Annotated in this window: 25 protein-coding genes and 1 pseudogene; 14 read left to right on the top strand and 12 right to left on the bottom strand. The window is 63.3% G+C overall.

Annotated features, from left to right (window positions below; translation table 11 throughout):
- Positions 1–31: 31 nt before the first annotated feature.
- Positions 32–1,594, bottom strand: coding sequence for a helicase HerA-like C-terminal domain-containing protein (locus tag DMY87_RS01115; RefSeq protein ID WP_110789452.1), 1,563 nt, complete (start codon positions 1,592–1,594; stop codon positions 32–34).
- 270 nt (positions 1,595–1,864) lie between these two features.
- Here DMY87_RS01115 and DMY87_RS01110 point away from each other — a divergent pair, with 270 nt between their 5' ends.
- The 5 genes from DMY87_RS01110 to DMY87_RS01090 all read left to right on the top strand — a co-directional run bounded on the left by DMY87_RS01110 (position 1,865) and on the right by DMY87_RS01090 (position 5,561).
- Complete coding sequence (locus DMY87_RS01110; protein WP_110789451.1) at positions 1,865–2,254, top strand: hypothetical protein; 390 nt, start codon at positions 1,865–1,867, stop codon at positions 2,252–2,254.
- 435 nt (positions 2,255–2,689) lie between these two features.
- Positions 2,690–3,745, top strand: coding sequence for a hypothetical protein (locus DMY87_RS01105; RefSeq protein WP_110789450.1), 1,056 nt, complete (start codon positions 2,690–2,692; stop codon positions 3,743–3,745).
- Positions 3,746–3,931: 186 nt separating this feature from the next.
- Positions 3,932–4,192 carry a hypothetical protein gene (locus tag DMY87_RS01100; protein WP_110789449.1) on the top strand — a complete coding sequence of 87 codons (261 nt, stop codon included), beginning with the start codon at positions 3,932–3,934 and terminating at the stop codon, positions 4,190–4,192.
- A gap of 163 nt (positions 4,193–4,355) precedes the next feature.
- Positions 4,356–4,649, top strand: a complete 294-nt coding sequence (locus tag DMY87_RS01095; protein WP_205908123.1) for a hypothetical protein — start codon at positions 4,356–4,358, stop codon at positions 4,647–4,649.
- A 474-nt stretch (positions 4,650–5,123) separates the two neighbouring features.
- Positions 5,124–5,561: a YqaA family protein gene (locus tag DMY87_RS01090; protein WP_110789448.1), complete on the top strand. Its 438-nt coding sequence runs from the start codon at positions 5,124–5,126 to the stop codon at positions 5,559–5,561.
- A 125-nt stretch (positions 5,562–5,686) separates the two neighbouring features.
- On the opposite strand, the gene DMY87_RS01085 is transcribed toward DMY87_RS01090, so the two are convergent.
- The gene (locus DMY87_RS01085) at positions 5,687–5,935 is read right to left on the bottom strand and encodes a DUF982 domain-containing protein (protein ID WP_110789447.1); all 249 of its coding nucleotides are present in this window, start codon (positions 5,933–5,935) and stop codon (positions 5,687–5,689) included.
- A 356-nt stretch (positions 5,936–6,291) separates the two neighbouring features.
- Here DMY87_RS01085 and DMY87_RS01080 point away from each other — a divergent pair, with 356 nt between their 5' ends.
- Both DMY87_RS01080 and DMY87_RS01075 read left to right on the top strand, forming a co-directional pair.
- The gene (locus tag DMY87_RS01080) at positions 6,292–6,894 is read left to right on the top strand and encodes a type VI secretion system-associated protein TagO (protein ID WP_165826117.1); all 603 of its coding nucleotides are present in this window, start codon (positions 6,292–6,294) and stop codon (positions 6,892–6,894) included.
- On the top strand, positions 6,888–7,484 hold the full coding sequence (locus DMY87_RS01075; RefSeq protein ID WP_110789445.1) for a hypothetical protein: 597 nt from the start codon (positions 6,888–6,890) through the stop codon (positions 7,482–7,484). Before DMY87_RS01080 ends, DMY87_RS01075 begins: the two co-directional genes overlap by 7 nt.
- 39 nt (positions 7,485–7,523) lie before the next feature.
- On the opposite strand, the gene DMY87_RS01070 is transcribed toward DMY87_RS01075, so the two are convergent.
- The 4 genes and pseudogenes from DMY87_RS01070 to DMY87_RS01055 all read right to left on the bottom strand — a co-directional run bounded on the left by DMY87_RS01070 (position 7,524) and on the right by DMY87_RS01055 (position 12,428).
- Entirely contained in the window at positions 7,524–7,730 is a 207-nt protein-coding gene (locus DMY87_RS01070) for a hypothetical protein (protein WP_110790321.1), read from the bottom strand.
- 170 nt (positions 7,731–7,900) lie between these two features.
- A pseudogene (locus tag DMY87_RS24615) lies at positions 7,901–9,193 on the bottom strand (methyl-accepting chemotaxis protein); the annotation flags it as partial.
- Positions 9,194–10,611: 1,418 nt separating this feature from the next.
- A complete protein-coding gene (locus DMY87_RS01060) occupies positions 10,612–11,823 on the bottom strand; it encodes an MFS transporter (RefSeq protein ID WP_110789444.1) in 1,212 nt (403 codons plus the stop codon).
- A complete protein-coding gene (locus DMY87_RS01055) occupies positions 11,820–12,428 on the bottom strand; it encodes a winged helix-turn-helix domain-containing protein (protein ID WP_110789443.1) in 609 nt (202 codons plus the stop codon). Before DMY87_RS01055 ends, DMY87_RS01060 begins: the two co-directional genes overlap by 4 nt.
- A 316-nt stretch (positions 12,429–12,744) precedes the next feature.
- On the opposite strand from DMY87_RS01055, the gene DMY87_RS01050 reads away from it, so the two are divergent.
- Entirely contained in the window at positions 12,745–13,908 is a 1,164-nt protein-coding gene (locus DMY87_RS01050; protein WP_245408793.1) for a magnesium transporter CorA family protein, read from the top strand.
- A 115-nt stretch (positions 13,909–14,023) separates the two neighbouring features.
- Here the strand turns inward: DMY87_RS01050 and tam are convergent, their stop codons facing one another.
- The 3 genes from tam to DMY87_RS01035 all read right to left on the bottom strand — a co-directional run bounded on the left by tam (position 14,024) and on the right by DMY87_RS01035 (position 16,901).
- Complete coding sequence (tam, locus tag DMY87_RS01045) at positions 14,024–14,803, bottom strand: trans-aconitate 2-methyltransferase (RefSeq protein WP_110789442.1); 780 nt, start codon at positions 14,801–14,803, stop codon at positions 14,024–14,026.
- Positions 14,800–15,489, bottom strand: coding sequence for a haloacid dehalogenase type II (locus DMY87_RS01040; protein WP_110789441.1), 690 nt, complete (start codon positions 15,487–15,489; stop codon positions 14,800–14,802). Before DMY87_RS01040 ends, tam begins: the two co-directional genes overlap by 4 nt.
- Positions 15,490–15,689: 200 nt before the next feature.
- The gene (locus DMY87_RS01035) at positions 15,690–16,901 is read right to left on the bottom strand and encodes an ROK family transcriptional regulator (protein WP_165826116.1); all 1,212 of its coding nucleotides are present in this window, start codon (positions 16,899–16,901) and stop codon (positions 15,690–15,692) included.
- 238 nt (positions 16,902–17,139) lie between these two features.
- On the opposite strand from DMY87_RS01035, the gene xylF reads away from it, so the two are divergent.
- The 5 genes from xylF (at position 17,140) to DMY87_RS01010 (ending at position 21,697) form a co-directional block, all read left to right on the top strand.
- Positions 17,140–18,180 carry a D-xylose ABC transporter substrate-binding protein gene (gene xylF / locus DMY87_RS01030; RefSeq protein ID WP_110789439.1) on the top strand — a complete coding sequence of 347 codons (1,041 nt, stop codon included), beginning with the start codon at positions 17,140–17,142 and terminating at the stop codon, positions 18,178–18,180.
- A 241-nt stretch (positions 18,181–18,421) separates the two neighbouring features.
- Complete coding sequence (locus tag DMY87_RS01025) at positions 18,422–19,747, top strand: sugar ABC transporter permease (RefSeq protein ID WP_110789438.1); 1,326 nt, start codon at positions 18,422–18,424, stop codon at positions 19,745–19,747.
- 15 nt (positions 19,748–19,762) lie between these two features.
- The gene (locus DMY87_RS01020) at positions 19,763–20,548 is read left to right on the top strand and encodes an ATP-binding cassette domain-containing protein (protein WP_110789437.1); all 786 of its coding nucleotides are present in this window, start codon (positions 19,763–19,765) and stop codon (positions 20,546–20,548) included.
- 125 nt (positions 20,549–20,673) lie between these two features.
- The gene (locus DMY87_RS01015) at positions 20,674–20,934 is read left to right on the top strand and encodes a hypothetical protein (protein WP_110789436.1); all 261 of its coding nucleotides are present in this window, start codon (positions 20,674–20,676) and stop codon (positions 20,932–20,934) included.
- A 208-nt stretch (positions 20,935–21,142) separates the two neighbouring features.
- Positions 21,143–21,697, top strand: a complete 555-nt coding sequence (locus tag DMY87_RS01010) for a hypothetical protein (protein WP_110789435.1) — start codon at positions 21,143–21,145, stop codon at positions 21,695–21,697.
- A 40-nt stretch (positions 21,698–21,737) separates the two neighbouring features.
- Here DMY87_RS01010 and DMY87_RS01005 read toward each other — a convergent pair whose 3' ends face one another.
- The 3 genes from DMY87_RS01005 to DMY87_RS00995 form a co-directional block, all read right to left on the bottom strand.
- Positions 21,738–22,085 (bottom strand): type II toxin-antitoxin system PemK/MazF family toxin, encoded by a 348-nt coding sequence (locus tag DMY87_RS01005; protein WP_110789434.1) that lies wholly within the window; start codon positions 22,083–22,085, stop codon positions 21,738–21,740.
- Positions 22,082–22,300 (bottom strand): antitoxin MazE family protein, encoded by a 219-nt coding sequence (locus DMY87_RS01000; protein WP_110789433.1) that lies wholly within the window; start codon positions 22,298–22,300, stop codon positions 22,082–22,084. The genes DMY87_RS01005 and DMY87_RS01000 overlap by 4 nt, the downstream gene beginning before the upstream one ends.
- A gap of 189 nt (positions 22,301–22,489) precedes the next feature.
- Positions 22,490–24,436, bottom strand: coding sequence for a methyl-accepting chemotaxis protein (locus DMY87_RS00995; RefSeq protein ID WP_110789432.1), 1,947 nt, complete (start codon positions 24,434–24,436; stop codon positions 22,490–22,492).
- A gap of 518 nt (positions 24,437–24,954) precedes the next feature.
- Here DMY87_RS00995 and trhA point away from each other — a divergent pair.
- On the top strand, positions 24,955–25,614 hold the full coding sequence (gene trhA / locus DMY87_RS00990) for a PAQR family membrane homeostasis protein TrhA (RefSeq protein WP_110789431.1): 660 nt from the start codon (positions 24,955–24,957) through the stop codon (positions 25,612–25,614).
- The last annotated feature ends 4 nt before the right edge of the window (positions 25,615–25,618 follow it).

Raw genomic sequence — 25,618 nt, 5'->3', positions numbered from 1 at the left:
GGCCGTGCCGGATCGTGGGTCCCCGCCGCCCTCAGCGCCGGAGACTGCCCAGAATCCCGCGCACCAGCGCCCGCCCGACCGAGGTCGCAACCGACCGCGCCGCACTCTTCATCGCCGCCTCGATCACCGTCTCGCGCTGATAGCCGCCGGCGCGCTTCGTCGCCGGGCGTTCGCCATCGCTCTCCTTCGGGTCGTCGCCAAAGCCGGGCAGGGTCCAGCGGCCGGCGGCACTGTCGTCTGCCTTGGCGCCCGTCTCGGCCTCGCGTTTGGCGGCGTCCGCCTCCGCCGCCTTTTTCGCCCGCGCCGTCAGGATTTCGTAGGCCGATTCCGAATCGAGATCGGCGTCATATTGCCCGGCAACCGGCGAGAGGTTCATCACCTTCTGCCGCTCGGCATCGCTGACCGGCCCGACCCGGCCGGACGGCGGACGGATCAGCGTGCGCTCCACCATCGAGGGAATGCCCTTCGCCTCCAGCGTCGAAACAAGCGCCTCGCCGATGCCGAGCTGGGTGATGGCGGTCGCGCAATCAAAGGCCGGGTTCGGGCGGAAGGTATCCGCCGCCGTCTTCACCGCCTTCTGCTCGCGCGGTGTATAGGCGCGCAGCGCATGCTGCACCCGGTTGCCGAGCTGGGCGAGCACGGTTTCCGGCACATCGAGCGGGTTCTGCGTGACGAAATAGACGCCGACGCCCTTGGAGCGGATCAGGCGCACCACCTGCTCGACCCGCTCGATCAACACTTTGGGCGCGTCGTTGAACAAGAGATGCGCCTCGTCGAAGAAGAAGACGAGCTTCGGCTTGTCGAGGTCGCCCACTTCAGGCAGTTCCTCGAACAGCTCCGACAAGAGCCAGAGCAGGAAGGTGGCGTAAAGCCTGGGGTTCATCATCAGCTTGTCGGCGGCGAGGATAGAGATCGCGCCACGCCCGTCATTGGTCGTGCGCATGATGTCGGTGACTTTCAGCGCCGGCTCGCCGAAGAAATTCTCCGCCCCCTGCTGCTCGAGGATCAGCAAACCACGTTGAAGTGTGGCGATCGAGGCCTTGGAGATCAGGCCGAACTGGCTGGAAAGCTCGGTGGCATGCTCGGCCATATAGGTGAGCAGCGCCTGCAGGTCCTTCAGGTCCATCAGCGGCAAGCCGCCGTCATCGGCGATCTTGAAGGCGATGTTGAGCGCGCCTTCCTGCGCCTCGGTCGCATTCATCAGCCGCGACAGAAGAAGCGGCCCCATCTCGGCGACGGTGGTGCGAACGCGATGACCCTTTTCGCCATAGAGATCCCAGAAGATCACGGGGAATTCGGCCGGCGCATAATCGGTAAAGCCGATCTGCTGCACCCGCTGCGTGATCCAGTCCTTCGGCTCGCCCATGGCCGCGATCCCGGACAGGTCGCCCTTGATATCGGAGGCAAAGACCGGCACGCCGGCTTCGGAAAAGCTCTCCGCCAGCACCTGCAGCGTCACCGTCTTGCCGGTGCCGGTCGCGCCCGTGACGATACCGTGGCGGTTGCCGTATTTCAGCGCCATGTATTCGGCCTTGTTCAGGCTGTCGTCCGGATTGCGGCTGGTGCCGAGATAAAGCGAACCCTCTTGCAGCATGCGTATGCTCTCCCATCGCTCGTGCGGATATGTCATCGACACTTGAGCTTGCTCTTATAAGGATAGTGTGGAACATCGACAACGGTCGCGCAGCGCTTTCGGCGCGTCAGGCGGCGGGCCAGAGGGGCGGAGAGGTCGGGGCGATCGCGCATGCGGAATCCGGCCGAAATTCCCCGGCATTTTTATCGCGCAACGCGCAGCGACGCTTGAGTTCGCCATCGACTTCTATTACGTTGACGTTAACGTCAAATATCCCGCAGGAGGACTACCATGAGCGAAATCGTCACCCGCATCGCCGACAATGTCGGCATTTCCCCGGACAAGGCTGAAACGGCGCTTGGCATGATGCTCGGCTTCCTGCAGCGTGAAGCCGCAGACGGCCCGGTCGCCAAGATGATCGAAGCGATCCCGGGTGCGGCCGAACTGGTCGCCAAGCACAATGGCGAAGGCGCCGGCAAGGGCCTGCTCGGCGGCCTGATGAGCGCCATCGGCGGCGGCGGCATCATGGGCCTCGGCCAGCAGCTGATGTCTCAAGGGCTCGGCATGGGCGAAATCTCCACCCTCGCCAAGGAAACCATGGCAGTTGCCCGCGAATATGCCGGCGCGGATGTCGTGGATGAAGTCGTGGCCTCGGTTCCGGGCCTCAGCCAGTTCGTCTGATCCATCCGGATCAGCAATGATCAAAAAGCCGTCGGGGCAACTCGGCGGCTTTTTTGCGTTTCGGGCGAAAGGGCAGGGTGCCGGCGCGGCCCCGCAGACTGCGTGCATGATCTGCCATGGATCCCGCAGGCATCGATGGAAAATGACATCGATCAACTCTTCCTCGATTTCCCTTTGAAGCGAAAGCTATGCTCGGAATTACATACGCGTATCTGAGAGTATGAAGATAATCAATTGTTTTTTATAAATTTCGAATATGTCGAACGAAGAAATACGTGAAGACATATTTGAAAACAGAAAGAATCAAATATACAGGAGAAGTAAATCTATACGTATGATTCGCATTTGTTCGAGTTTGTTTATATGCCGGCCTCGTTCCTCGGGGGAGGCTTTGCGTGACAATTTGCAATCAGACCTTTTCAAGGAAACATAACGATGCATCACACCATGCACAGATCCAGCCTTGCGAAAATGCTTGTGCTGGCCATGGCGGGGACGGCTGGCCTTGCCCCGATTGCAGCTTCTGCAACACCTTTCCGGCTGTTGCAACTGGACGTAAAGCGCGGCAGCGCCCATCTTATCCAGGTGGATACGTCAGATACGAGCGACCCCAATGGTGGTGGCACCGGCTCGCCCGATCCGAACGGCGGCAGCGGCGGCTCACCCGATCCGAACGGCGGTGGCACCGGCTCGCCTGATCCGAACGGCGGCAGTGGCGGCTCGCCCGACCCGAACGGCGGCAGCGGCGGCTCGCCTGATCCGAACGGCGGCGGCACCGGCTCACCCGATCCGAACGGCGGCAGTGGCGGCTCGCCTGACCCGAACGGCGGCAGCGGCGGCTCGCCTGATCCGAATGGCGGCAGCGGCGGTTCTCCGGACACAGGCGGCGGCTCTGGCTCGCCCGATCCGGATGCTGGCGGTTCTCCGGACACAGGCGGCGGCTCCGGCTCGCCCGATCCGGATGCTGGTGGTTCGCCGGGCACAGGCGCCGGCCCGCTCCCCGGGACAGGGGCTGGGGCCCCAATCATCCCTGTTCCCGACCATAAGCCTACGTTCGAAGTCGTACGCAGCGAGAGCGACAATGATCACACCGGAGTCCAATCCAACCGAATGTCGAGCGGCATAACAATTTCCGGCAGCTCCGTATCCACCAGCCCGGGCCAGATTGATCCGTTGTCGAGCCTTGCAACCTTCTTGACCGCCTTGGTGCAGCCCGCGACCAGGGAGTTGACGGCGGCCGAGCAGAAGGAAATCGATGATCGGATGAAGGTGTTGGAGCAGTATCACTTTATCTACGACATTTCGGCAGAGAGAGCCGTCATCGAAGACATGAAGACCAAGGTCATGTCAGGGCAGATGCGAATGGCTCAGTTGACGAGTTACCTGGATGAGAAGATTGCAACGGCGAAGTCCCTGACGGTCACGCACAATGGTTCGAGCGGTATTGTGACTGGAAATGCGACAAGCTCCAGTCTTGTGTTTGGCCCCTGACAAGGGCAGCAGAGATCCTGATCACATGCGACAGCCGCCGGGGCGACCCGGCGGCTGTCTCTGTTCATGCCCTCTGATGCCTGCTGATCATGCCCGGCCAGGGGCGAGCGGAAAGACCCTGGGAACGAAGCACCCGGCCTCGTCGTTGATGCTCCGCCTAACAATGGAAAAAAACGGAGGAATGCCATGACCGAGACCGACATGACCCACCACGAAACGCGCAATGCGTCCTCCGCGCCGGATAGCGGCCACAAGGGCATCGACGAAGCGCACGCCCCGCAGGCCGATACGACCAATCACGACGCGCTGCGCGAAGCGACCCGCCTTGGCGCAACCGACACCTACCTCGTCGACACCGACATGGAAGACATCGACCAGCGTCAGGGCGAGGACGAAAAAGACGGCCGCCCGTCCCCCATGGCGAATGCCGACAACCCGGAGCGGTGAAGTCTGTTCGCCCTGGCGCTGCGGGCTTGGTCGCTGCGGCGACAGCCTTCGGAGAGAACGGAACGCAGCAAACGCGCACGGCACTTTTCCCGCCGCGATGCGTTGAAGACGAAATGACGATGCCGGAGTGCCCGGCCGCCTATCCCCAACCGAGGAGATCCCCATGGCCAGCCCTTTCGACCTCTCCGCCCTGTCCGAAGCCGAACTGACCGACCTCATCGAAGCCGCCAACATGGAGCGCAACCGCCGCCGGGTTGAAAGCGCACGCGAACGCATGCCGGATGAAAACGGCAGCATGGGCCAGGATGTCAACGATCCCGGTCATGGCGCCATCACCACGCCGACCCCGCATGCCGTGCGCGATCACGCGCCCGATGAGGATGCCGATCAGGGATATGGCGATGGCGAACGCGGCTCTCAGTCCGCCGTCGAACAGGCGGCACGCCGCGTCGTCTAGAGCTAGCCTGGCAAAAGGGCGCAGCGGTTTCGCGTCCCGGATTGCGTGAAAACAAAGACATTGAGCAATTCCAGCAAAAGTGCGCGGCGGTTTTGCGTTCGGAATTGCGTGAAAACAAAGACATAGAGCATTGAAGCCGACTCCGTTTTCGCGTCCCGGATTGCTTAAGGACAAAGAGAGCATGGAAGGCGCCCCGTTTTCGCCGGACATACTCCAGGCCTTGCCTCGCCCTCCGGCCGTCCCCCATGGGGGTGGCCATTTAGGCCGCCATGCTCCTGCCCCCGAGCATGGCGGCTTTTTCCGGTTTCGTGCGGTGCGCCGACGGCATATGGCAGAAAAGACCGGTGATCGACGCCGTTCTCTCCAGCCCCAGGCCGCACACCCTTAACGCGTCCAATCTCCCTTGCGTGCCAGCTCCCATGGACCCGCGTTCCGATTGCCACCGCCCTTCACGCAAGATAGACAGCGGCGGTGTTGATCGATCTCGCCAGCTATGTCGGCCTCTTCTTGGCCGCCTTCCTCGCCGCCACGCTGGTGCCCGCCCAGTCGGAAGCGCTGCTGGTCGGCCTCGTCATGACCGGTCGCCATCCGCTTGCGGCCCTTCTCATCGTCGCGACGCTGGGCAATGTGGCGGGCTCGGTGGTGAACTGGCTGCTCGGCCGCTTCATCGAGCGTTACAGCGAAAAATCCTGGTTTCCCGTCTCGCCAAAAACCCTGGACAAGGCCTCCGGCTGGTATCGCCGTTTCGGTCTCTGGTCGCTGCTTCTGTCCTGGATGCCTGTGATCGGCGATCCGATCACGCTCGCAGCCGGCGTCCTGCGCGTGCCGTTCTGGCGCTTTCTGGCGCTGGTCACCATCGCCAAATTCGGCCGTTACGCGGTGCTGGTGGCGGTCACGCTCGGGCTGATGTGATATCCGAGCGCCTGATGTCAGTGGGCCACTTGCCGGCATGACCGGACAGGCTGCCCGGTCGCAGCAACGGGCTCGAACCTGCCGCGCCCGCCGGACGCTGCCGGAGGCCGGTCTGCGATTCGCCCTCAGGCCGTATACTTCACGCCCGCTTCGATCGCCGCCGAAATCAGCGCCTTGCGTCCGTCTTCTTCCTTGGCCTTGCCCTGGGCAACGGCCGCCAGCACCAGAAGCGCCTTATCCAGCGCCTCGCCATCCTCTTCCGGCCAGTCCTCGATCAGCGCCCAGGAGGCGCCGAGCGAGTTTTCCACCACCACATCCTCGCCGTCTTCGCCGATCGCATGCAGGATCACGGGTTTGCTCCAGGTGGTGCGCATGGTCGTCTCTCTCGTCGGGCCGGCAGGCGGCAGGGCAGGGGTGTCGAGGGCTGCAGGGGAGGCGCCAGTGAACGCCCGGAGACCCGCTCGGGCCCTCTATAAGCCCTCCCGGCCCGGTCCGCCACCCTCTTGAAACACCCGTTTTGGCCGGCGCGAGGGGCTGTGCGTGGACAGAGCGGTTGAACCGTATGCACGGTTTTTCGGGACGAGTGCTATTTCACCTCTATTCGAAGTTGCAAATTTCCGGCTGGATATGCGTGTTCTTCTTGACGGATTTCCCGAAATACGTGCATCATTGCGATGGGGCGTGTGTACGATCGAAGAAGATCGCAAGGGGGCAGCATGAAGCGTCAGTTGTGGCTGATCGGCATTCTGTTTGCGGCGGCTGTTCTGCCCGCTCGGGACAGGACGCCAAGGCCTGTTCGGCGATCGACGATTCGCTGCAGCGTCTGACCTGTTTCGATTCGCTGTTTCCGAGAACCGCTGCCGGAGCGGCGACACCGGACAAGGCGCCTCCCGCCGCGCCGCCGGCCGTCATCTGGCACATAGAAGAGGATAAATCGCCCCTCGACGACAGCATCAAGTTCACCGCCGGACTGAGCCCGAAAACCGTGACCACGTCCGGCATCGGCGATGCAGAAATGTACCTGGTTGTGCGATGTGCGGAAAACACCACCAGCGTAGTCTTCGTCACCAGCATGTTCATGATCAGCGAACGCCCGACCGTCACCATCCGTGTCGGCGACGAACCGGCCCGCACGGAACGCTGGAGCAGATCGACCAACTACAAGGCTGTCGGTCTGTGGAGCGGTGGCGAAGCGATCCCCTTCCTCAAGCGCCTGAAGGACAATGTCCGCCTAGCCGTGCGCATTGAGGACAAGGATCGCGTCGACGCCGAATTCGACCTCGGCGATGTCTCGGCTCACATTCAGAAGATCCGGGGATACTGCAAATGGTGAGGCGCCGTCTTCCCGCGCTCTGGCTGGCGCTCGCTTTAATTTCGGCCGGTCCGGCCACTGCCGGCCCCGAAAGCTGCGCCGGTGACTATTGGCCCGGCACGCTGCCGGAACACGCGGTTGACTCAGTTTCGCTGGACGATCTGCAGGACTTCCTCGACACGGCTCCCGTCTTCGACGGCATCAGCTTTTCCGTGACGGCGGTCGGCGATGAGCTATGGCTCGATATCCTCAAATATCCGGGAAAGGTCACAGCGCTGGCCTCAATTCGCACGATCCTCGTCATCGGCCGGGTGGTGCGGCCGGACTATACGAAACTGGTTCTGACCGATGCGGGCAAGGGGATTTTCGAGATCCCCTACGGCGCCCTGCACCGGATCGGCTGCCAGTTCGTCTGGGGCGTTCAGGGTGCCGGGCAAAATCCCAACGCGCTCAACCGCGATCTTGTTGATGCGATGCGCTTCTATGGCACAGGCCAACGCATTGCGCCGCCCTATGACGGCTTGCTGCTGGGCGACACCGGCAAGATGCTGAACACCCTCAATGATGTCGTCTATCCGCGCTGGCTGCTCCCAGGCACGCAGATCGAATAGCAAGCGGAGGAAATATCTGGGGTTGCATCCGAGCGCCCCTCAGTCCGCCTGCCGCCGGGCCTGAAGCCGCCGCCGGTCGCGCTCCACCGTGTCGCTGCCCAGCTTGGTCAGGCGCATCTGCCGTTTCTGGAACTCGCCGCGGACCTGGATGAAACCCTGCGCCTCCGCCTCGAAAAGCGTCTTCAGACTGGTGCCCTTCGGCGGCGGCTGCCAGTCGGTGCCCTGGGCGGCATGCAAAAGGACCATGATCTTGATCATGAGATCTCTCCGGGGAGTTGCCGGGCAGGCCGGGTGACGAAACGGGTTGGTGCCGGTCTGTGCCATGCTTTGCCGGGAGGTGACAAGGGGGTGCCCGGGCGGCGAAGCGCCCCTTGAGGCCAGCGGACGCCGGGCTGGTGAGGCCCGGCGTCGCCCGTTCAGAACTCCTTCCAGGAATGCGCGGCGGTCGCAAATGTGGTCGCCAGCTTTTGCCCCAGCGCTCTGGCCGGTGAGGGGACCGCATGGGCGGTCTGGCTGACCAGCCGCACCGCTGCCTGGCTGCCGGTCTGTGGTCCAAGATTGAACTGCGCGATCAGCGTGTTGAGCGCATCGGCCTCGCTCGCCAGGCTGTGGCTTGCAGCCGTTGTCTCCTCCACCATCGCCGCATTCTGCTGCGTGCTCTGGTCGATCGTGTTGACGGCGGTGTTGATCTCCTGAATCCCCACAGACTGTTCGCGGGCGGCCTCGACGATGGCACTGACATGGGCGTTGATCTGCTGCACCTCGCTCACCATGATCTCCAGCGAGCGTCCGGTCTCGTCGACCAGCGCAACGCCGCTGCGCACCTGCTCGCCGGATGTGCTGATCAGCGCCTTGATCTCCTTCGCCGCATTGGCGGAACGCTGCGCCAGTTCCCGCACCTCCTGGGCAACGACGGCAAAGCCCTTGCCGGCGTCGCCCGCCCGCGCCGCTTCCACACCGGCATTGAGCGCCAGAAGGTTCGTCTGGAAGGCGATTTCGTCGATCACGCCGATGATGTTGGAGATCTCGCCCGACGACTTTTCGATCTGCTGCATGGCATGCACGGCATTGCGCACCACATGGCCTGCCTTTTCCGCACCGGTCTTGGTCTGGGCCACCAGGTGCCCGGCCTCTTCGGCCCGACGGGTGGAATCGCGCATCGTTGTGGTGATCTCTTCGAGCGCCGCCGCGGTCTCCTCGACGGAGGCCGCCTGCTGTTCGGTGCGCTTGGCGAGATCGTCCGCCGCCGAGCGGATCTCATTGGCGCCATTGTCGATGCCGCGCGCGTTCTCCATCACCGCCTGCAGCGCTTCATGCAGCTTGGCGAGCGAAGTGTTGAAGTCGGTCCGCAGCCGGTCGAGATGCGCGGCAAAGGGTGTGGAGATCCGGTAGGCGACGTCGCCGTCGGCAAGCTTCTTCAGCCCCTCCGCCAAGGCATCGACGACGAATTGCGATTCGGCCGCCTCGCGTGCCTTGTCCGCCTCCCGCTGCAGCCGCTCGCGCTCGCTGAGCGAACGATTGGCCTCGGCCTCGCGCTCCATCTCCGCCTTCTCTATAGCGTTTTCCCGGAAGACCGAGACGGCCGCCGCCATGGCGCCGATCTCGTCGATCCGGCCAAGCCCCGGCACCTTGATGGAAACGTCATTCTGCGCCAGCCGGCCCATGGCCGCGGTCATCTGCCGGATCGGCGAGGCGATGCTGCGGGCAACGAACCACATGGCGGCGATGCCACCGGCGGCAATGACAAGCCCGACCAGGATCTGGAACTGCGTATCGGCAGTGTTGCGGCCAGCGAGCGAGGCGGTCAGCGCCGTGGCCTCCGCCATGGCAACCGCGCGCGGCACCTCGATGACCACGGACCACGGCGTCTTCGTCCGGCCGATGACGATCGGAGAAAGCGCGGTAAAGCTGTCGGCATTGCCGGCGACATCCGCGCGCCCGGCCTGGATGGAGGACAGAAGCGTCGTAGCGTCCGTGTTGATCCGGTCATAGGCGCTGCCGATCGCCTCCGGATGGTCGCTGGAGGCCACCACCAGCCCCTTGTAGCTGACGATGTCGACGCTCGCCTTGCCGCCATAGATCGAGGCCTTCACCTCGCTCGCCAGCTTCTGCACGAAGGTCAGATCGAAATCGGCGCCTGCCACCCCGACAAATTTGCCGTCGACGGTGATGGGAACCGACATGGTGGCGAGATAGACCGGTTTGCCCTGGACCACATAGGGCAGGGGATCGAGGATGCTCTCGCCGCCGCCGCCCTGCGGGCCGATATACCAGCCGCCTTTCATCACGCCGTTGGGATGCAGCGCCGTGCTGTCATATTCGACGAGCGGCTGCACCGCGAGCGTGCCGTCGGCGCCACGGGTCCAGTAGGGCAGGAACCGCCCGGTCATATCCGAACCCACGTCCTTCCGGTCGCGGAACAGCCTGTCCTGGCCGTCCAGCGCGTCGGGCTCCCAGGCGCTATAGGTGCCGTTAAAGCCGGGATTGTCCTTGAGCACATTGAGCAGGATCGCATTGAACCGGGCCCGCTGCTGGCCGACAGCGGGCGTGACGCCGCCGTCATTCACCGCTGAAATCTCGAACATCCGGGCCATGTTGCGGGCCGCATCGAAGGCCGTGTCGAGCGGCGCCCGGATCAGCGACGCCTGAGCGAGCGTCAACGTCTTCAACTGCGTCTTCGTCGCCTCCTCCGTCAGGCTTGCGACATGGTCGCCGACAAAGGCCTGGCTCTTTGCGGCAGAGACGATGCTGTAGCCGACCAGCGCGCTGCTCGCCGCAACGACGCAGACGCCGGCAAGCAGGGCGATCTTCGATTGAATGGACTGTATGCGCACGTGATGGCTCCTTGTTCAGCGGCGGTCGTCCGCCTGAGACCCCGGAGCCTGGGTTTCGCAACTTAATATTATGGGTAATGAAGGATAAGCTAAATTTGAAGCGTCGCATAAATGCGACAGATTTTAATGCAGAACACGCTAGACCAAAAAGTGGTGATGCACTGCGACGCTGATTGTTGAATTCATTTGATAAAAGCTAATTGTAGTCGCGGTTGCATGGCTGCCTCAGCGAATCGATAGCGCGTTCGCCGTATCCCAGAAGCTGGGCCGTTTGCAGCGGTTCCCGGTTCTCCCTACCGTGAAGGCGCAGCCATCGCCCGGAAGGCGGGCACGGCCAGCGGCAGCATGGTGACGACGAAGTAGAAGGCACCGCAGATTGCGAACGCGGCGGAGAGCCCGATCGTGGTGATCAGCCCGCCGCCCACAAGCCCGCCGAACGGGATCAGTCCCCAGGTGAGTGCCCCCACGAGGGAACTCACGCGCCCGACGAACGGAGCGGGAATGCGCTCGAAGATCACAGCCGCGATGATGGGGTTGAGAAAGCCCGAGGCGAAACCCGTCACCAAAAGCATGAAGAAGATAGCCGGGAGCGGCGCATCGACAGCGAACAGCAGAAAGCGCGGCGCACCGCAGACGAGAAACGCCACTGTATAGACCAGGAGGCGGGGCAGGCGCGGTCCGAGCCACGCGGCGAAGGCCGAGCCAATGACCGCCGCCCCGGAAAAGACGGCGAGCACGGCGCCGAGAAGGGCCGCGTTGCCGACGGATTTGACCCAGACCGGGACCAGCACGGCGGCATAGGCCTGGTCGATCAGATTGGTGGCGGCCACCATCGCCACGATGCTCACCAGAACCGGATCGCGGCGGAAAAAGCGCCAGCCTTCGTTGAATTGAACACGATAGCGCTGGTCACCTGCGACCTCGGCCCGCTGGACAGGGTGCAGCCTAAGCCCGAACGCGATGATCAGGGCGGCGAGGCAGTAAGCGCCGGCCGTGAGGATGATGGCGGGTGCCGCGCCAAACACGGCAACAAGCGCCCCGGCTGCGGCGGCACCCGCTGTCCCAGCAAGCCGGTCGATGATCCCCATCAGGCCGGTGATGCGCTCAAGCTTTACGCCGGCCAGTGTCGCGACGGCCGGCACCATGGCCTGCTTTGCTGCATCGGCAGGGCCGCGCAGAACTCCGAGAACAACGACGATCGGCACCAGGATTTCGAAACTGAGGGCCCCGCTGAAATGGAGGAGAGGCACGAGAGTGACCACGATCGTCGAACCCATATCGGCGGTCATGGCGACGACGCGCGCCCCCACCCGGTCGATCAGGGGCCCGCCCAGACCTTTGGCCAGTATATAAGGCAGCATCTCGGCAAAGCCGATGATCCCGGTCCGCATCGGATCCCCGGTCGTGGTCAGCACCAACCAGGGGATAGCGATCATCGACAGGCGGCTGCCGAGCAGGGATATGATGTCGGCCAGCGCCAACACGAAGACCGGATGACGCGTCAAGGTTCGTCGGCTCCGACCTCGGCCTCTGCATCGGGATGCGGGAAGGCGTAAAGCACATAGGCGACCGGGCGGGTGTCGGCGGGCAGGGGGACGCCCGTCGGCGGGCTGGCGGCCTTGGCTTCCATTAACAGGCCCATGATACGGTTGGTCAGCGTCTCCGCAGCCGCCGCATTGAGGGGGATGATGACGTCGCTGTTGGTCGAGGCTTTCCGCCACGCAGTGTCGAGTCCACGATAGGCCTCCTGGGCGCGCTGCATCATATGCATATGGGTCGCCAGCACGGCTTGGTTGAACGCAATGCCGGCCTCGAGCGCATCGCCGTCGAGATCGGCGGTCTCGTAAAATGTTGTTTCGTGCAGCGCATGCCACCACCGCTCTCGCCGATTGCCGAGTTCAGGCGCCTCTTCGACCAATCCGTATTTTTCGAGCTGGCGCAGATGATAGCTGGTGGCACCGGAGTTGAGCCCGAAGCGCCGCGCCAGGAGGCTTGCCGTCGAAGGCCCGGAGACGCGCAGATTTCCGAGGATGTTCAATCGATCAGGGTGCGCCAGCGCCTTGAGCGTGCCGATGCTGGCATTGAGCTGGGGAATATCACGTTGGGTCATGTCTCAGCATAGACCGCAAAGAAATATTTGCAAATCTTTCTTTGCATTTGTCCAGGCGGCGCTCACGGGCCTACGAGACAGCGTCGCCAGCGGTCGCTTCGCACGCGCGGCAAGCCCATGCTCCCGCTTGACATTTCCTCGACACAGGCACATTTATCCAGCGTGAGGCGCGCCCTTCCAAGCGTGCCAGACAAGAGGACAGAAAGATGAACCCCGACAGTCGAAGTTCGACGTCACATATCCGGCCGATGGCCCGTCTCTAGTCCTTGGAAGTGCAGGGGCTGCGGCGGCTGATCGGTCGCTGAAGGAGAAGCCCATGCTGCGCTCGTTTTCCCGCGAAGCCGATCATCTCGTGCCCTTCGATCCGGCGCCCGCAAGCCCTGCGCTTGATGGTCCCGAGACCCTGGCACCCGAAACCGGCGATCCCGACACCACGCAAATCCTGTCGGCCAATGCCCCGGCCAACGATGCCCTCGACGGTGAAGTCCTGACGGCCGCCCCTGCGACATCCGCGCCCGCAACCGTGGCAAAGCCCCGTGCCGTGCCCGTCTGGCACGATCTCGTCAGCCCCGAGCTGCGCGAAACCAAGCTGGTCGAGGCAAGCCTCGGCATCGCCGTTCCGACCCGTGACGAGATGGAGGAGATCGAGCTCTCCGCCCGGCTCTATCAGGAGGACGGCGCCGAATTCATGACCATGACCGCCCTTGCAGGCCTGGATGGCGATGATCCGGTGAAAACCCCGGTCACCTTCATCCTGAAAGGCAACACGCTGGTCACGGTGCGCTATGCCGACCCCAAACCCTTCGCCGCCTTCGTCGCCCGCGCCAGGCGCGGCAACGGCCTCGTCTGCTCGTCCGGCGAAACGGTCATGCTCGGCCTCTTGGAAGCCATCATCGACCGCATGGCCGATGTCCTGGAGCGCTGCGGCAACGAGATCGATGCCGTCTCCCGCGAGGTCTTCCGCAGCCGCAAGGGCAATGGCAAGTCGGCAGGCACTTCCGGCGACAAGGATAAATCCTCGCGTGACCTCGAAGGCCTGATCGAGCAGATCGGCCGCAAGGGGGATCTCCTGACCGCGACCCGCGAAAGCCTGGTCTCGATCTCGCGCCTCGTGGCCTATCACGCAGCGCTCGAAATCCCTGGGCGCAAGGCCGCCAAGGACACCCGACAGCGCATCAAGCTTTTGCAGCGCGACGCGACCTCCCTCGGCGATCATGCCCAGTTCCTCCAGGGCAAGATCAACTTCCTGCTCGATGCGACGCTGGGTCTGATCAATCTCGAACAGAACCAGATCATCAAGATCTTCACCGTCGCCTCGGTCGCCTTCCTGCCGCCGACGCTGGTGGCCTCGATCTACGGCATGAACTTCCAGTCCATGCCGGAGCTCAACTGGGCCATCGGCTATCCGATGGCGCTGGGCTTCATGGTGCTCTCGGCGCTGCTGCCTTTCCTCTATTTCCGCCGGCGCGGCTGGCTGTAAGGGGCAAGACGGCAGGGGAGACCTGCGGGCGGATCAAGGTTAGGCCCTCCCCTGTGTGGGGAGGGTCTGGGCGGGGCCTTTGCATCTCCAGGCCCTGACCGCGAGGGGGCCACGCTCACCCCTTCGCCGCCACCACGAACAACCGCCGAAAGGCGAGCAGCCGTCGTCCGTCCGCCATCGGCGGATAGGCGGCGTCGATGCGTTTGAGATAGGCTGCGCGGAACGCATCCCGCTCTTCGGGCGCCACGGCCGCCAGATAGGGCCGAAGCCCCGTGCCCTCGACCCAGTCGACGATCGCCTGGGCATTCGCCATCGGATGGTAATAGACCGTGTGCCAGACATCGACGGTGGCTGACAGGCCCTGCAGCCTTTGCAGATAGTCGGCCGGCGCGGGCAGCGGTATGCGGCGGAGATGGCCATCGGCAAAGGCCTGCGCCCAGGGGCCGTCCGCCCCGGTCTCCTCCATCGCGCGATGGCTTGGTTCACGGTGATTGTCCGGCATCTGCACCGCCAGCACGCCGCCGGGCTTGAGGCTTTCCATCAGCGACGCCAGAATGTCGAGATGGCCGGGCAGCCACTGAAAGACGGCATTGGCATAGAGCAGGTCGACCGGTTCTGCGGGCCGCCAGCGTGCCAGATCAGCCTTGAGGAACGACGTCCCAGGCAGCCGCGCCCGCGCCTTGGCCAGCATGTCGTCGTCGCTGTCCAGCCCCTGCACAGCCTCGATCCCGTAGCGCTCGACCAGAAGCGCCGTCGAATTGCCCGGTCCGCAGCCGAGATCGATCACCCGGGATGCGCGGTCCAAGGCGACCCGGGCCAAGAGATCCCGCGCCGGTCTTGTCCGCTCGTCCTCGAATTTCAGATAGGTCTGCGCCGACCATGGAAGCTCGGTCATGTCGTTAGTCCCTTCAATGTTGGCAGGATCGCGTCGGGCGCGAGGTCTGCATATTCGTCCGGCGCACCGCTCCGATTGATCCAGTGGCAGGTAAAGCCGAAGGCCTTGGCGCCGGCAATGTCCCAGCGGTTGGACGATTGGAAGGCGATTTCATCCGGCGCAAGCCCCAGCCTGTCGGTCAACAGCGCATAAGCCGCCGGTGCCGTCTTGTAGATCTTCAGCGCGTCGACGGAAAACACGTCGTCGATCAGCGATCCGATGCCGGCCGCCGCAATTGCATCCTCCAGCATGGCAGGCGTCCCGTTCGACAGGATCGCGATCCGCGCGCCACGCGCCCTCAGCCGCGTCAGTACCTCTGGCACCTCGGCAAAACAATCGAGTCGTCTGTAGGCATGAAGCAGGTCTGCCTTGAGACCCCGATCGATCTGCGGAAACCGCGCCAGGCAATGATCGAGCGCATCTTCCGTCAGTGCGGCAAAATCCCGATACTGCCCGGCAAGGCTCCTGACCCAGGTATATTCGAGCTGCTTCGTGCGCCAGAGGTCCGAAAAGGCCTGGTGATGGGCCCCGAGCGCCTGCTGATGACGTCTGACGGCGGAATGCACGTCGAACAGCGTGCCATAGGCATCGAAGACATAGGCGGCAAAACCGGCCCCCTCTGTGTGTTCTCGCTCGGGTGCGCTCATGCCGGTCTCCTTCCGCCGGCAGGGTAGGGCGGCACGCCCCGCCGATCAAGCCGGACATGTCTTGCCGCTCACCCGACAAAACGCTGCGACGCCGGCTCGATCCCCTCTCCCCCTGTGGGAGAGGTTACAAAATCGAGGGCTTGGCCCGCTCATGGCTAAACCTCAGATTTTGTGGGTGAGGGGATCCGTGATGGCGGCACTCATCCCCCCAGCACCATGTCGATCTCGCTGAGCGCCCGGTCCACATGGCCTTCGAAGACCAGCGTTTCCTCCTCGGTGATGATCAGGATGTCAGGCGCCCCGCGCACCCGCACATGCTGCGACTGCTGAAGCCCTTCATCCAGCCCTCGGGTCAGGAGATCCATGAAGCGCGTGCCCGGTCCGGTAATCGCGATCGGCATGGTTTCCTCGGCGAGGCTCAGCATGCGCGACAGCCCTTGCCCGAGCGCCAGCCCCGCCTGGCGGAAGGCATATTCGGAGGCGCGATGCCCCTGGCGGGCGCGTCCGGCGATCTTTTCCATTTCCGACAGCGGCACGAAGGTCGCGGGGATCGTGTCCGGCGGCACTTCGAAGGCGGTGCGCAGGATGCCGTAGAAACCGGCGGACGCCTCGATGCAGCCATAGGCGCCGCAGCGACAGCGCTTGCCGTCATCCGAATGCAGCATGTGGCCGAAATTGGGGGCGCGCACTTCGATCTGCCCCAGCCGGTCGCGCTGCGCCACGCCAAGCCCGATCGAATGGCCGAGCGACAGCGTGGCGAGCGACTGCACCGGCTGCTGCCGAGATTTTTCCAGCCGCAGCACCAGCGCATGGGTGACGAGCAGGCTTTCGTTGAACAGGTGGATCCTGGCCGTGCCGAAATCCGACAGCGCCTGCTCGAAATCCAGCGCCTGATAGCCGAAGATCGGCGACCACAGGAGTTTCGCCCCCTCGCGATCGGCCAGGCCCTTGCTGCTGATCGAGACGGTCGCGATGTCCGAAATCGCCAGCCGCGAGCGGCTGACCAGGCGTGCGAGCGCCGCCCGGAAGGCGGCAAGGAAGGCGGCGGGCGATTGCGGCCCCTGATCACGCGCTTCCTCGAATCGGTCGATCATCGTGCCGCGATAGTCGGCAAGGGAATATTGCACGGCATGCGAGGAGATGCGCACGGCAATCACATGGGCGGCAGTCCGGCGCCGGGCAAAGAGAACGCGCGGCCGGCCGCGCTGTCCGGGATTGGCGACCTCGCGTCGTTCAAGCAGGCCGTTCTTTTCGAGATGGGCGGTAATCGCCGAAACGGTCGCCGAGGACAGTCCCGTCGCCGACGACAGATCGGTATGCGCAAGCGGCCCCTCCCGCCTGAGCGTGCTGAGAACGAGCCCGTTGTTCTGGTGGCGAACGGCCTCGGTACTCGCCCTCGGACTGGCTGTCATGATGGGTCTGTCGCCCGATTTCGTCTGGTCCACCGCATGCTCCTCCCAAAGCAATTGGTCACTGCCTTTGCAAGCCTCCTCCGCCCGTGTTGACAGCGTGGGAATCTTCTGACAGTTATTTTCTCGACTGTCGAGAAAAACCATTGGACGGGGGTCCATGGGGTTGGGGCAGTTTTGCAGCGGGCCGTTTCGGTGGGGAGGTCTTCCGTCGGTCCGCTATCACCTTGGGAGGTTTAAAATGAAATCCGTATTGAAGCTGATGGCAGCGACTGCCGTCATCGTGAGCCTGCATTCCGTCGCCAATGCCGAAGGCCTGACCGTCGGCGTCTCCTGGTCGAACTTCCAGGAAGAGCGTTGGAAGACCGACGAAGCCGCGATCAAGGCAGCCCTTGAAGCCGCCGGCAACAAGTACATCTCCGCTGACGCCCAGACGTCTGCCGCCAAGCAGCTGACCGACATCGAAAGCCTGATCGCCCAGGGCGCAAACGCCCTGATCGTTCTCGCCCAGGATTCGGAAGCCATCGGCCCGGCCATCGAAAAGGCCACCGCTGAAGGCATCCCGGTCGTCGGCTACGACCGCCTGATCGAAAACCCGGACGCCTACTACATCACCTTCGACAACAAGGAAGTCGGCCGCATGCAGGCCCGCGAAGTGTTCAAGGTGAAGCCGGAAGGCAACTACGTCTTCATCAAGGGCGCCTCGACCGACCCGAACTCCGACTTCCTCTATTCCGGTCAGATGGAAGTGCTGAAGGAAGCCATCGACGCCGGCAAGATCAAGAACGTCGGCGAAGCCTATACCGACGGCTGGAAGCCGGAAGCCGCCCAGAAGAACATGGAGCAGTTCCTGACCGCCAACAACAACAAGGTCGATGCGGTCGTATCGTCCAACGACGGCATGGCCGGCGGTGTTGTGGCAGCGCTCGAAGCCCAGGGCATGGCCGGCTCCGTTCCGGTCTCCGGCCAGGACGGCGACAAGGCCGCTCTGAACCGCGTAGCACTCGGCACCCAGACCGTGTCTGTCTGGAAGGACAGCCGCGAACTCGGCAAGAAGGCCGGCGAAATCGCCTCTGAACTCGCCGCTGGCAAGTCCATGGACGAGATCGAAGGCACCGTGAAGTTCTCCGGCGGCCCGAAGGGCACCGAAATGAACTCCTACTTCATCGCTCCGCTGCCGATCACCAAGGAAAACCTCAACACCGTCATCGACGCGGGTTGGATCTCCAAGGAAGAAGCATGCCAGGGCGTTGCAGCCGGCTCGGTTGCCGCCTGCAAGTGATCGCGTGACTGATCTTTAGAGCTTGAGCCGGAACGCCGCAGCCCTTGCGCTGCGGCGTTTCGACTGGTCGGGAGCATCGCGGCTGGAAACCGGGTTCGGCTTTAAGGGGCCGCAGCCTTGGGGGACCCGACCGCAACCAAGGAAGATGCCTCGATCCGCATGGCGGGTCCAATGGGCCCGCGGCAACGTGTGTTCCACGTGCCCTTCGCAAGCCGAAAACCGACTGGGGAGAATAATTCGTATGGCGGATCACAGCCTTGCCACGCCCGCGCCCGGCGCCCGGGCATCCAATGTTTCAGCGCTCAAGCGCTTCTTTCAAGCGACCGAGATCGACACCCGTCTGCTCGGCATGGTCATTGCCCTCGGCATCATCTGGATCGGCTTCCAAATCATGTCGGGCGGTCTTTGGGACGGTCTGTTCCTGACACAGCGCAACCTCTGGAACCTCTCGGTCCAGGCGGCCTCCGTGTCGGTCATGGCGACCGGCATGGTGCTGGTCATCGTCACCCGCAACATCGACCTCTCGGTCGGCTCGATCCTCGGCTTCGTCGGCATGATCATGGGCGTGCTGCAGGCCCGCATCCTGCCGCCGATCATCGGCTTCGAACACCCGATGATGTGGATCATCGCGCTTGGCGCCGGCATTGCCGTCGGTACCGCCATCGGTGCCTTCCACGGTGCGATCATCGCCTTCCTCGGCGTGCCCGCCTTCATCGTCACGCTCGGCGGCCTGCTCGTCTGGCGCGGTGCTGCCTGGATGGTCACCTCGGGCGCGACGGTTGCTCCCATGGACACCACCTACCGCCTGATGGGCGGTGGCGCGGATGGGTCTATCGGGGTCACCGCCAGCTGGATCGTCGGCCTCGTGGCCTGCCTGCTGATCGTGCTGTCGATCCTCAATACTCGCCGCCAGCGCCGCCGCTTCGGCTTCCCGCTGCGTCCGGTCTGGGCCGAGGTTTTCCTCGTCTGCGCCGGCTGCATCGCCATTCTCGGCGCCGTCTGGGTTGCCAACACCTATTACATGCCGGTCAACCTGGCGAAGAAATATGCCGCTGCCAATGGCATCGACTGGCCGGAAGGCGGATTGCAGATCGGCCTCGGCATTGCCGTTCCCGTCCTGATCGCCATCGGCATCGCCATGGTCATGGCCTTCATCACCAACCGCACGCGCTTCGGCCGTTATGTCTTCGCCATCGGCGGCAACCCGGAAGCAGCCGAGCTCGCCGGCATCAAGGTGAAGTGGGTCACCGTCAAGCTGTTTGCACTGATGGGGGCGCTCTGCGCCATCGCTGCCGCGATCTCCACGGCCCGCCTGAACGCCGCGACGAATGCGCAAGGCACGCTCGACGAGCTCTACACCATCGCCGCAGCCGTCATCGGCGGCACCTCGCTGGCCGGTGGTGTCGGCACCATCGCCGGCGCCATGCTCGGCGCCGTCGTCATGCAGTCCTTGAATTCGGGCATGGTCCTGCTCGGTCTCGACACGCCGCTGCAAAGCATCGTCATCGGCATCGTGCTCGTGATCGCGGTATGGCTCGATACCGTCTACCGCGCCCGTGCGAAGTAAGGGGAGTTGAAAATCATGTCGGAAAACCGCACCCCACTCGTGGAAATGCGCAACATTTCCATTTCCTTCGGCGGCATCCACGCCGTGGACGATGCCTCGGTCGATCTCTTCCCCGGTGAAGTCGTCGCCCTGCTCGGCCACAACGGTGCCGGCAAGTCCACCCTGATCAAGATCCTCTCCGGCGCCTACAAGCGCGACAACGGCGATATCCTGATCCGCGGCGACTTTGCGGATATCAACAACCCGCGCGATGCGAAGAAGTATGGCATCGAGACGATTTACCAGACGCTTGCCGTCGCCGACAATGTCGACGCCGCCGCCAATCTCTATCTCGGCCGCGAACTGCGCACCCCCTGGGGCACGCTCGACGACGTCGCGATGGAAGCCAAGGCCCGCGAAGTCATGGGGCGTCTCAATCCCAACTTCCAGCGCTTCAAGGAGCCGGTGAAGGCGCTGTCCGGCGGCCAGCGCCAGTCGGTGGCGATCGCGCGTGCGATCCTCTTCGACGCCCAGATCCTGATCATGGACGAACCGACGGCAGCCCTCGGCCCCCAGGAAACCGCCCAGGTCGGCGATCTCATCGTCCAGCTGAAAAAGGAAGGCATCGGCATCTTCCTGATCAGCCACGACATCCACGACGTCTTCGACCTCGCCGACCGCGTGTTCGTCATGAAGAACGGCCGCGTCGTGGGCCACGCGCGCACGGAGGATGTGACCAAGGACGAAGTGCTCGGCATGATCATCCTCGGCAAGTGCCCTCCCGGCGCCATCCCGGGACCGGGCGCCATGCAGACGGCGTGAGCTAAGAGGCAGTGACGTGAGACAGGCGAGGGGGCGTTAAGCTCCCTCGTTTCGTTTGGGGGGAGCCGTTGCATTTCCGTTTGCGTGTATCCATCATATCCAAGCGATTATGGGATAGGCATCGAATGAAGAGCAAGCTGCAAACCTGGTCCCTGATTGTCGGGATGGTCATGTTGGGTCCCGCCATGCTGGGCCTCTCCATAACAATGCTCATTATCGGAGAAATCCCCGGCAGGCACGGCGTATTGGTGCGGGCGGAAGACAGCCCGGCGGTCTTTTATATCGCTGTCGCCATTCTCATTGCCCTGACCATGAAGCTAACCCAGCTCACCTTGATCGCAGCGCGGCTGCTTTACCGCAGCGCAAGGCAACAGTCAGAACAATAATCACCCTCCTCCTTCAGCAATTTGAGCGTTGTGTCTCGGGGCTTTGCCCGCCATGACGCAATACATTCGTCCGTACGCTCATACACGAAATTTGCCCTTCTTTTGCCGGATTGCACGTTAATGGTGTGCGAAAGCGGGGCTATCCCTTTGCGCGTTCGCTGCACAGCACGCGGCAGAAGGTGGAAGAGTCGATTGATGGAATCGGGATATGCAACGTGGTTTTCTTTTCTTGCTCGCCGCACTCCTGGTCCCAGCCAGCCCGGCTTTCGCCTGTGCGAAAAGGGCGCCGCTCCGACTTGAGGATGTCAGCTTCGCCGATCATGTGGTGCTAGCTCGCGTAACCCGCTTCGAGATGGTCCGCGATGAAGAAGCCCATCGGCGTGCGCAAGACCTGATGGCCAAGCTTGCGCCCGGCCGACCCCAACCTACTAAGGTGCGGCTGATGAGCGACTACGCTCGGATAAACCTTGCGGTCGATGAGGTCTTGCTTGGCAACGCGGTTGAAAGCTTGACCGTCAGCTGGGTGAGCCCTCCCTACAATGAGGATTTCCCCCTGCCGTCTGGTGCATTTGTCATCGCGCTTCGAAACCCGGCCTCACCAATTCCGCCGTTGCGCGGTGCGAGTGCCACCATTCTGCCTCCGCGGGAGCCGGGGCTTCTCCAGGTGCTCCAGGCCCCTTGCGCCTCGGCCTTTTTCTTTGCCGAGACTGACAAAAACGCCATTCAGCTCCGGGATATCCTGATCGGAGAGCAGAGGCGATGACATAGGCGAGGGGGTGTGCTCCCTCGTTTCGCTTTCTGGGTCACTCTCTTCGACTGGTTGAACCGGCAAGACCGAGAAACACCAGCATCGCCCGCTCCAGACGAACCATGTCGCTCGTATCCAGCGCACCGATACGGCGACCGAGCTTTCCTTTGGCGACTGTGGTGATCTTGTCTGCCATCAATCGCGATGCGCCGACCAAGCCATTGCTGTCCGTAGGCTCAACGGGAATCCGAAAAAGAGGCGCTTCGGTTTCATCCGATGTAAATCCACAGAGGGTGACCGATCCTGTCTCGCTGAAACTGTCGTCCTGCACGATCACCGCCGGACGCGGCTTGCCGGCGTCGTCGCCAGCCCCGGAGACCGTCCAGATCTCCCCTCGTCTCATTCGTCAGGCCAAACGGAGACAGCGTCGACAAATGCCTGATCCGCCTCGGCCTCGCGGCTTTGGGCAACCGCGATGGATTGCTCGCGCGCCTCTTGCTTGAAGTCTTTCGTTCGAACGTCCGGCACCCAGATCTGGATCGGCCTCAGCCCCTGCGCGCGGAGGCGGGCTCGATGCTCCCTGACCTTCAACTTTGACGATTTCGATGCCGTGGACATGTCACACGCTCCTTGGTTACATGTAACCTACCATGTGGGGGATGGCGTGCCAAGTGATCCCTGGCGGGCGCAAGGGAGCCAGATCGGTTTGTGCCAGTCCCGAACACTCAAGAGCCGCGCGTCCGCAAACGCAAAAAAACCGGGGCGAACGCCGCCCCGATCTCCATCGTCCCATCAGATCCCGAGCGCTCAGAACTCCTCCCAGCTCTCGGCCACCGGGGCGCTGCTGCCCATGCCGACGGCACCGGCGACCCTCGCCAGCATGCGCCGTGCCGGCGAGGCGACCGGCTTCTCTCCGGCCCGCACCGGCTGCGGCCGGCTCGCCGGCATGACACCTGCCTGCGACCCTAGGCGGAATTCGGCGATGATCTCGCGCATCCGCGTCACTTCGCCGGCGAGCGAAGCGCTGGCGGCAGTGGATTCCTCGACCATCGCCGCATTCTGCTGGGTCACCTGGTCCATCTGGTTGACGGCGGTGTTGACCTCGGCCAGGCCGACCGACTGTTCGCGCGCCGATGTGGCGATCGCGTCGAGCTGGGCATTGATCGTCACCACCTGCGCCTCGATCACCTTCAGTGCCTCGCCGGTCTCCTGCACCAGCTTCACGCCGGTCGAGACCTCGTCGGTCGAATTGCGGATCAGGTCCTTGATCTCCTTCGCTGCCTGGGCAGACCGCTGGGCAAGCTCGCGCACCTCCTGGGCCACGACCGCAAAACCCTTGCCCGCTTCACCGGCCCGGGCCGCTTCCACGCCGGCATTCAGCGCCAGAAGGTTGGTCTGGAAGGCGATCTCATCAATGACGCCGATGATGCTGGAGATCTGGCTGGACGACTGTTCGATCCGCTGCATGGCATTGACGGCGTTCGACACCACCTCGCCGGAGCGGCGGGCCGACTGGTTCGCCTCGACCGCCACGTTGCGCGCCTCTTCCGTGCGCTTCGAGGAGTTCTGCACATTGGCGGTAATCTGGTCGAGAGCGGCGGCCGTCTCTTCGAGCGAGGCTGCCTGCTGTTCGGTGCGCTTCGACAGGTCGGTCGCGCTCTGGCTGATTTCCCGCGCGCCGTTGTCGATCGAGCTGGTCGCCTGGGACACCGAGCGCAGGCTGGTGCCGAGTTGGCTGACGGCGGCGTTGAAATCGGCGCGCAGGCTCTCGAAATCGCTGGCAAAAGGCTGCGTCAGCTGGAAGGTCAGGTCGCCGCTCGACAGATGCTTGAGACCTTCGCCGAGACCGGTGGTCGCTTCCGCCATCTCGGCCGCGCGAACCCGTTCGATTTCCGCGATCCGCGCCTGTTCGGCTTCGCTCGCGGAGCGGTTGGCGATCGCCTCCTGCTCGAGCGCGCGGGTCTTGAGACCATTCTGCTTGAACACTTCGACGGCCTTGGCCATGCCGCCGATCTCGTCGCGCCGGTCGGTGCCATCGACCACGGCGGACAAATCGCCATTGGCAAGCGTGCCCATGGTCTGCGACATCAGCTGAATGGGTCGCACCAGCCAGGTCCGGACGGCGAGATACCCTGCAACGAGGACCAGCAGCAAGGCACCGACCGTGAAGCCCAGCGTCGCAGCGGCGGTCGAGGATGCCTGGGCGGACAGCGTGCCGCTGGCCTGTTCGGCCTCGTCCATGATCTCCCCGGTCAGGCCGGAGAACTTCTGCACGGCTGCGCGCATGGCCGGCTGGCACTGCGTTCTGAACAGATCCTGGGCTTTCAGTTGCGCGTCGGCTGTCGTCGAAACGCTGGCGGCCTGCATGCTCGGGCCGCAGGCGTCCGACATCGCCGCCAGGCTTTCCGCCTTCAGGGCGGTCAGGCTTTCGGCGCGCGCCGGAAGCGCGGTGATCACGGCATCCAAGGACTTGACGAAGTCGCCCTCCGCCGTTTCGGCGGCCGTCTTTGCCAGCGCCTTCTCGTCTTCTGTTAGCGCTACCATGCCTTCGGCAAGAGAAGCGCGCGCGGCCTGCAGGCCGCGAACCGCGCGGGCCAGGTCAACCGATGCGGACAAGTCACGGCTGATGAGTGTGCTGTAGTCTTCGTCGATGTTCGAGATCGTCTGGCCGGAATAAATGGCTGATCCGAGGGAGAACAGGCCGAATCCGGCCATGATGGTCAGAAATTTTCCGCTGATCGAGATATGCTTCACGGGTTTTGCCCCTGTGCTGAGAGTCTGGCTGATCGTGTGAAGGTGAAGAGCAGATCATCTGCCTGGGCGCGGGGAAGGGTGGCTGCAATGAAGAGGCAATCGCAACGCCGGTGCCGCATGCGTTCATACGCATTGTCGAAGGAGGTCCCGGCCTTATGCCGGCTCCGCATGACCAGACTAGGAGTGGCAGTATAAGAGAAGGTTAATGGAAGATGATTTCAGATAACAAGAAGTTGAACCAAAATATTGAATTATAAAGATAATTGCAATTAACGATTTGAGCGGTCGAGACGGCGCGCGGGCAGGGCGAGCCGCTGCGAAGTTTTCCGGCAAAGCGAGGCCTGGTTAACGAAGGTTTGGTGGCCTTCGTGTCATCGCACTGCAAGCAAGCAAGGTTACGCTCGGTCAGCCTTCGTGATGGCCGCCCTGCTTGTCCGCCGGTGGCTTTTCCGCCATCATTCCACTCCATGCTTCGCGGCTGGCGACACACCGCAGACTAAGAAAGACGAAACGACGTCATGAACACCGAGCATTTCAAGTTTGGCCGCGCCTACGACCTTTCCGAGCTGGTCGCCGACGGGATCATTCATGGCATTGGTGTCGTCTTCGCGCTGGTCGGCGCCACCGCGCTGATCTTCTATGCGACCGTCTATTCCGACTATGCCAATATCGCCGCCAGCTGGATCTATGGTCTCGGCCTGATCATTTCGCTCGGCGTCTCCTTCATCTACAATATGTGGCCGCATTCCCGCGTGAAGTGGATCCTGCGCCGTTTCGATCATTCGGCGATCTTCATCCTGATCGCCTCGACCTACACGCCCTTTCTCGTCCAGGGCGCCGATCGTCCGCTGATCCTGGCGCTGCTCCTCGGCATCTGGGCAACCGCCTTTACCGGCATCTGGCTGAAATTCCGCTTCCCCGGCCGCTACGACCGCTTGGCCATCCTGCTCTATCTCGGCATGGGCTGGAGCGGCGCGCTCGCCATGGGGCCGTTGTCGGAAATCATTCCGGGCGTGACGCTGACGCTGATCATCATCGGCGGCTGCATCTATTCCGCCGGCGTCGTCTTCCACGTCTGGGAACGGCTGCGCTTCCAGAACGCCATCTGGCACGCCTTCGTCGTGACAGCCGCGATCGTGCATTATTCAGCCGTGTTCACGGCGATCAGCCTGGGGTGAGGGG

Source organism: Peteryoungia wuzhouensis (assembly GCF_003205195.1).
In the GTDB taxonomy this organism is placed as follows: domain Bacteria; phylum Pseudomonadota; class Alphaproteobacteria; order Rhizobiales; family Rhizobiaceae; genus Allorhizobium; species Allorhizobium wuzhouense.
The sequence above is the reverse complement of the archived record's forward strand: the minus strand, read 5'-3'. Positions and strand labels throughout refer to the sequence as shown.

Excerpts from the sequence above, each read along its gene's own strand:
- DMY87_RS01115 (WP_110789452.1), bottom strand. The coding sequence starts at position 1,594 with ATGCTGCAAGAGGGTTCGCTTTATCTCGGCACCAGCCGCAATCCGGAC.
- DMY87_RS01110 (WP_110789451.1), top strand. The coding sequence starts at position 1,865 with ATGAGCGAAATCGTCACCCGCATCGCCGACAATGTCGGCATTTCCCCG.
- DMY87_RS01105 (WP_110789450.1), top strand. The coding sequence starts at position 2,690 with ATGCATCACACCATGCACAGATCCAGCCTTGCGAAAATGCTTGTGCTG.
- DMY87_RS01100 (WP_110789449.1), top strand. The coding sequence starts at position 3,932 with ATGACCGAGACCGACATGACCCACCACGAAACGCGCAATGCGTCCTCC.
- DMY87_RS01095 (WP_205908123.1), top strand. The coding sequence starts at position 4,356 with ATGGCCAGCCCTTTCGACCTCTCCGCCCTGTCCGAAGCCGAACTGACC.
- DMY87_RS01085 (WP_110789447.1), bottom strand. The coding sequence starts at position 5,935 with ATGCGCACCACCTGGAGCAAACCCGTGATCCTGCATGCGATCGGCGAA.
- DMY87_RS01075 (WP_110789445.1), top strand. The coding sequence starts at position 6,888 with ATGGTGAGGCGCCGTCTTCCCGCGCTCTGGCTGGCGCTCGCTTTAATT.
- DMY87_RS01070 (WP_110790321.1), bottom strand. The coding sequence starts at position 7,730 with ATGGTCCTTTTGCATGCCGCCCAGGGCACCGACTGGCAGCCGCCGCCG.
- DMY87_RS01055 (WP_110789443.1), bottom strand. The coding sequence starts at position 12,428 with ATGACCCAACGTGATATTCCCCAGCTCAATGCCAGCATCGGCACGCTC.
- DMY87_RS01050 (WP_245408793.1), top strand. The coding sequence starts at position 12,745 with ATGCTGCGCTCGTTTTCCCGCGAAGCCGATCATCTCGTGCCCTTCGAT.
- tam (WP_110789442.1), bottom strand. The coding sequence starts at position 14,803 with ATGACCGAGCTTCCATGGTCGGCGCAGACCTATCTGAAATTCGAGGAC.
- DMY87_RS01040 (WP_110789441.1), bottom strand. The coding sequence starts at position 15,489 with ATGAGCGCACCCGAGCGAGAACACACAGAGGGGGCCGGTTTTGCCGCC.
- DMY87_RS01035 (WP_165826116.1), bottom strand. The coding sequence starts at position 16,901 with ATGACAGCCAGTCCGAGGGCGAGTACCGAGGCCGTTCGCCACCAGAAC.
- xylF (WP_110789439.1), top strand. The coding sequence starts at position 17,140 with ATGAAATCCGTATTGAAGCTGATGGCAGCGACTGCCGTCATCGTGAGC.
- DMY87_RS01025 (WP_110789438.1), top strand. The coding sequence starts at position 18,422 with ATGGCGGATCACAGCCTTGCCACGCCCGCGCCCGGCGCCCGGGCATCC.
- DMY87_RS01020 (WP_110789437.1), top strand. The coding sequence starts at position 19,763 with ATGTCGGAAAACCGCACCCCACTCGTGGAAATGCGCAACATTTCCATT.
- DMY87_RS01015 (WP_110789436.1), top strand. The coding sequence starts at position 20,674 with ATGAAGAGCAAGCTGCAAACCTGGTCCCTGATTGTCGGGATGGTCATG.
- DMY87_RS01010 (WP_110789435.1), top strand. The coding sequence starts at position 21,143 with ATGCAACGTGGTTTTCTTTTCTTGCTCGCCGCACTCCTGGTCCCAGCC.
- DMY87_RS01005 (WP_110789434.1), bottom strand. The coding sequence starts at position 22,085 with ATGAGACGAGGGGAGATCTGGACGGTCTCCGGGGCTGGCGACGACGCC.
- DMY87_RS01000 (WP_110789433.1), bottom strand. The coding sequence starts at position 22,300 with ATGTCCACGGCATCGAAATCGTCAAAGTTGAAGGTCAGGGAGCATCGA.
- trhA (WP_110789431.1), top strand. The coding sequence starts at position 24,955 with ATGAACACCGAGCATTTCAAGTTTGGCCGCGCCTACGACCTTTCCGAG.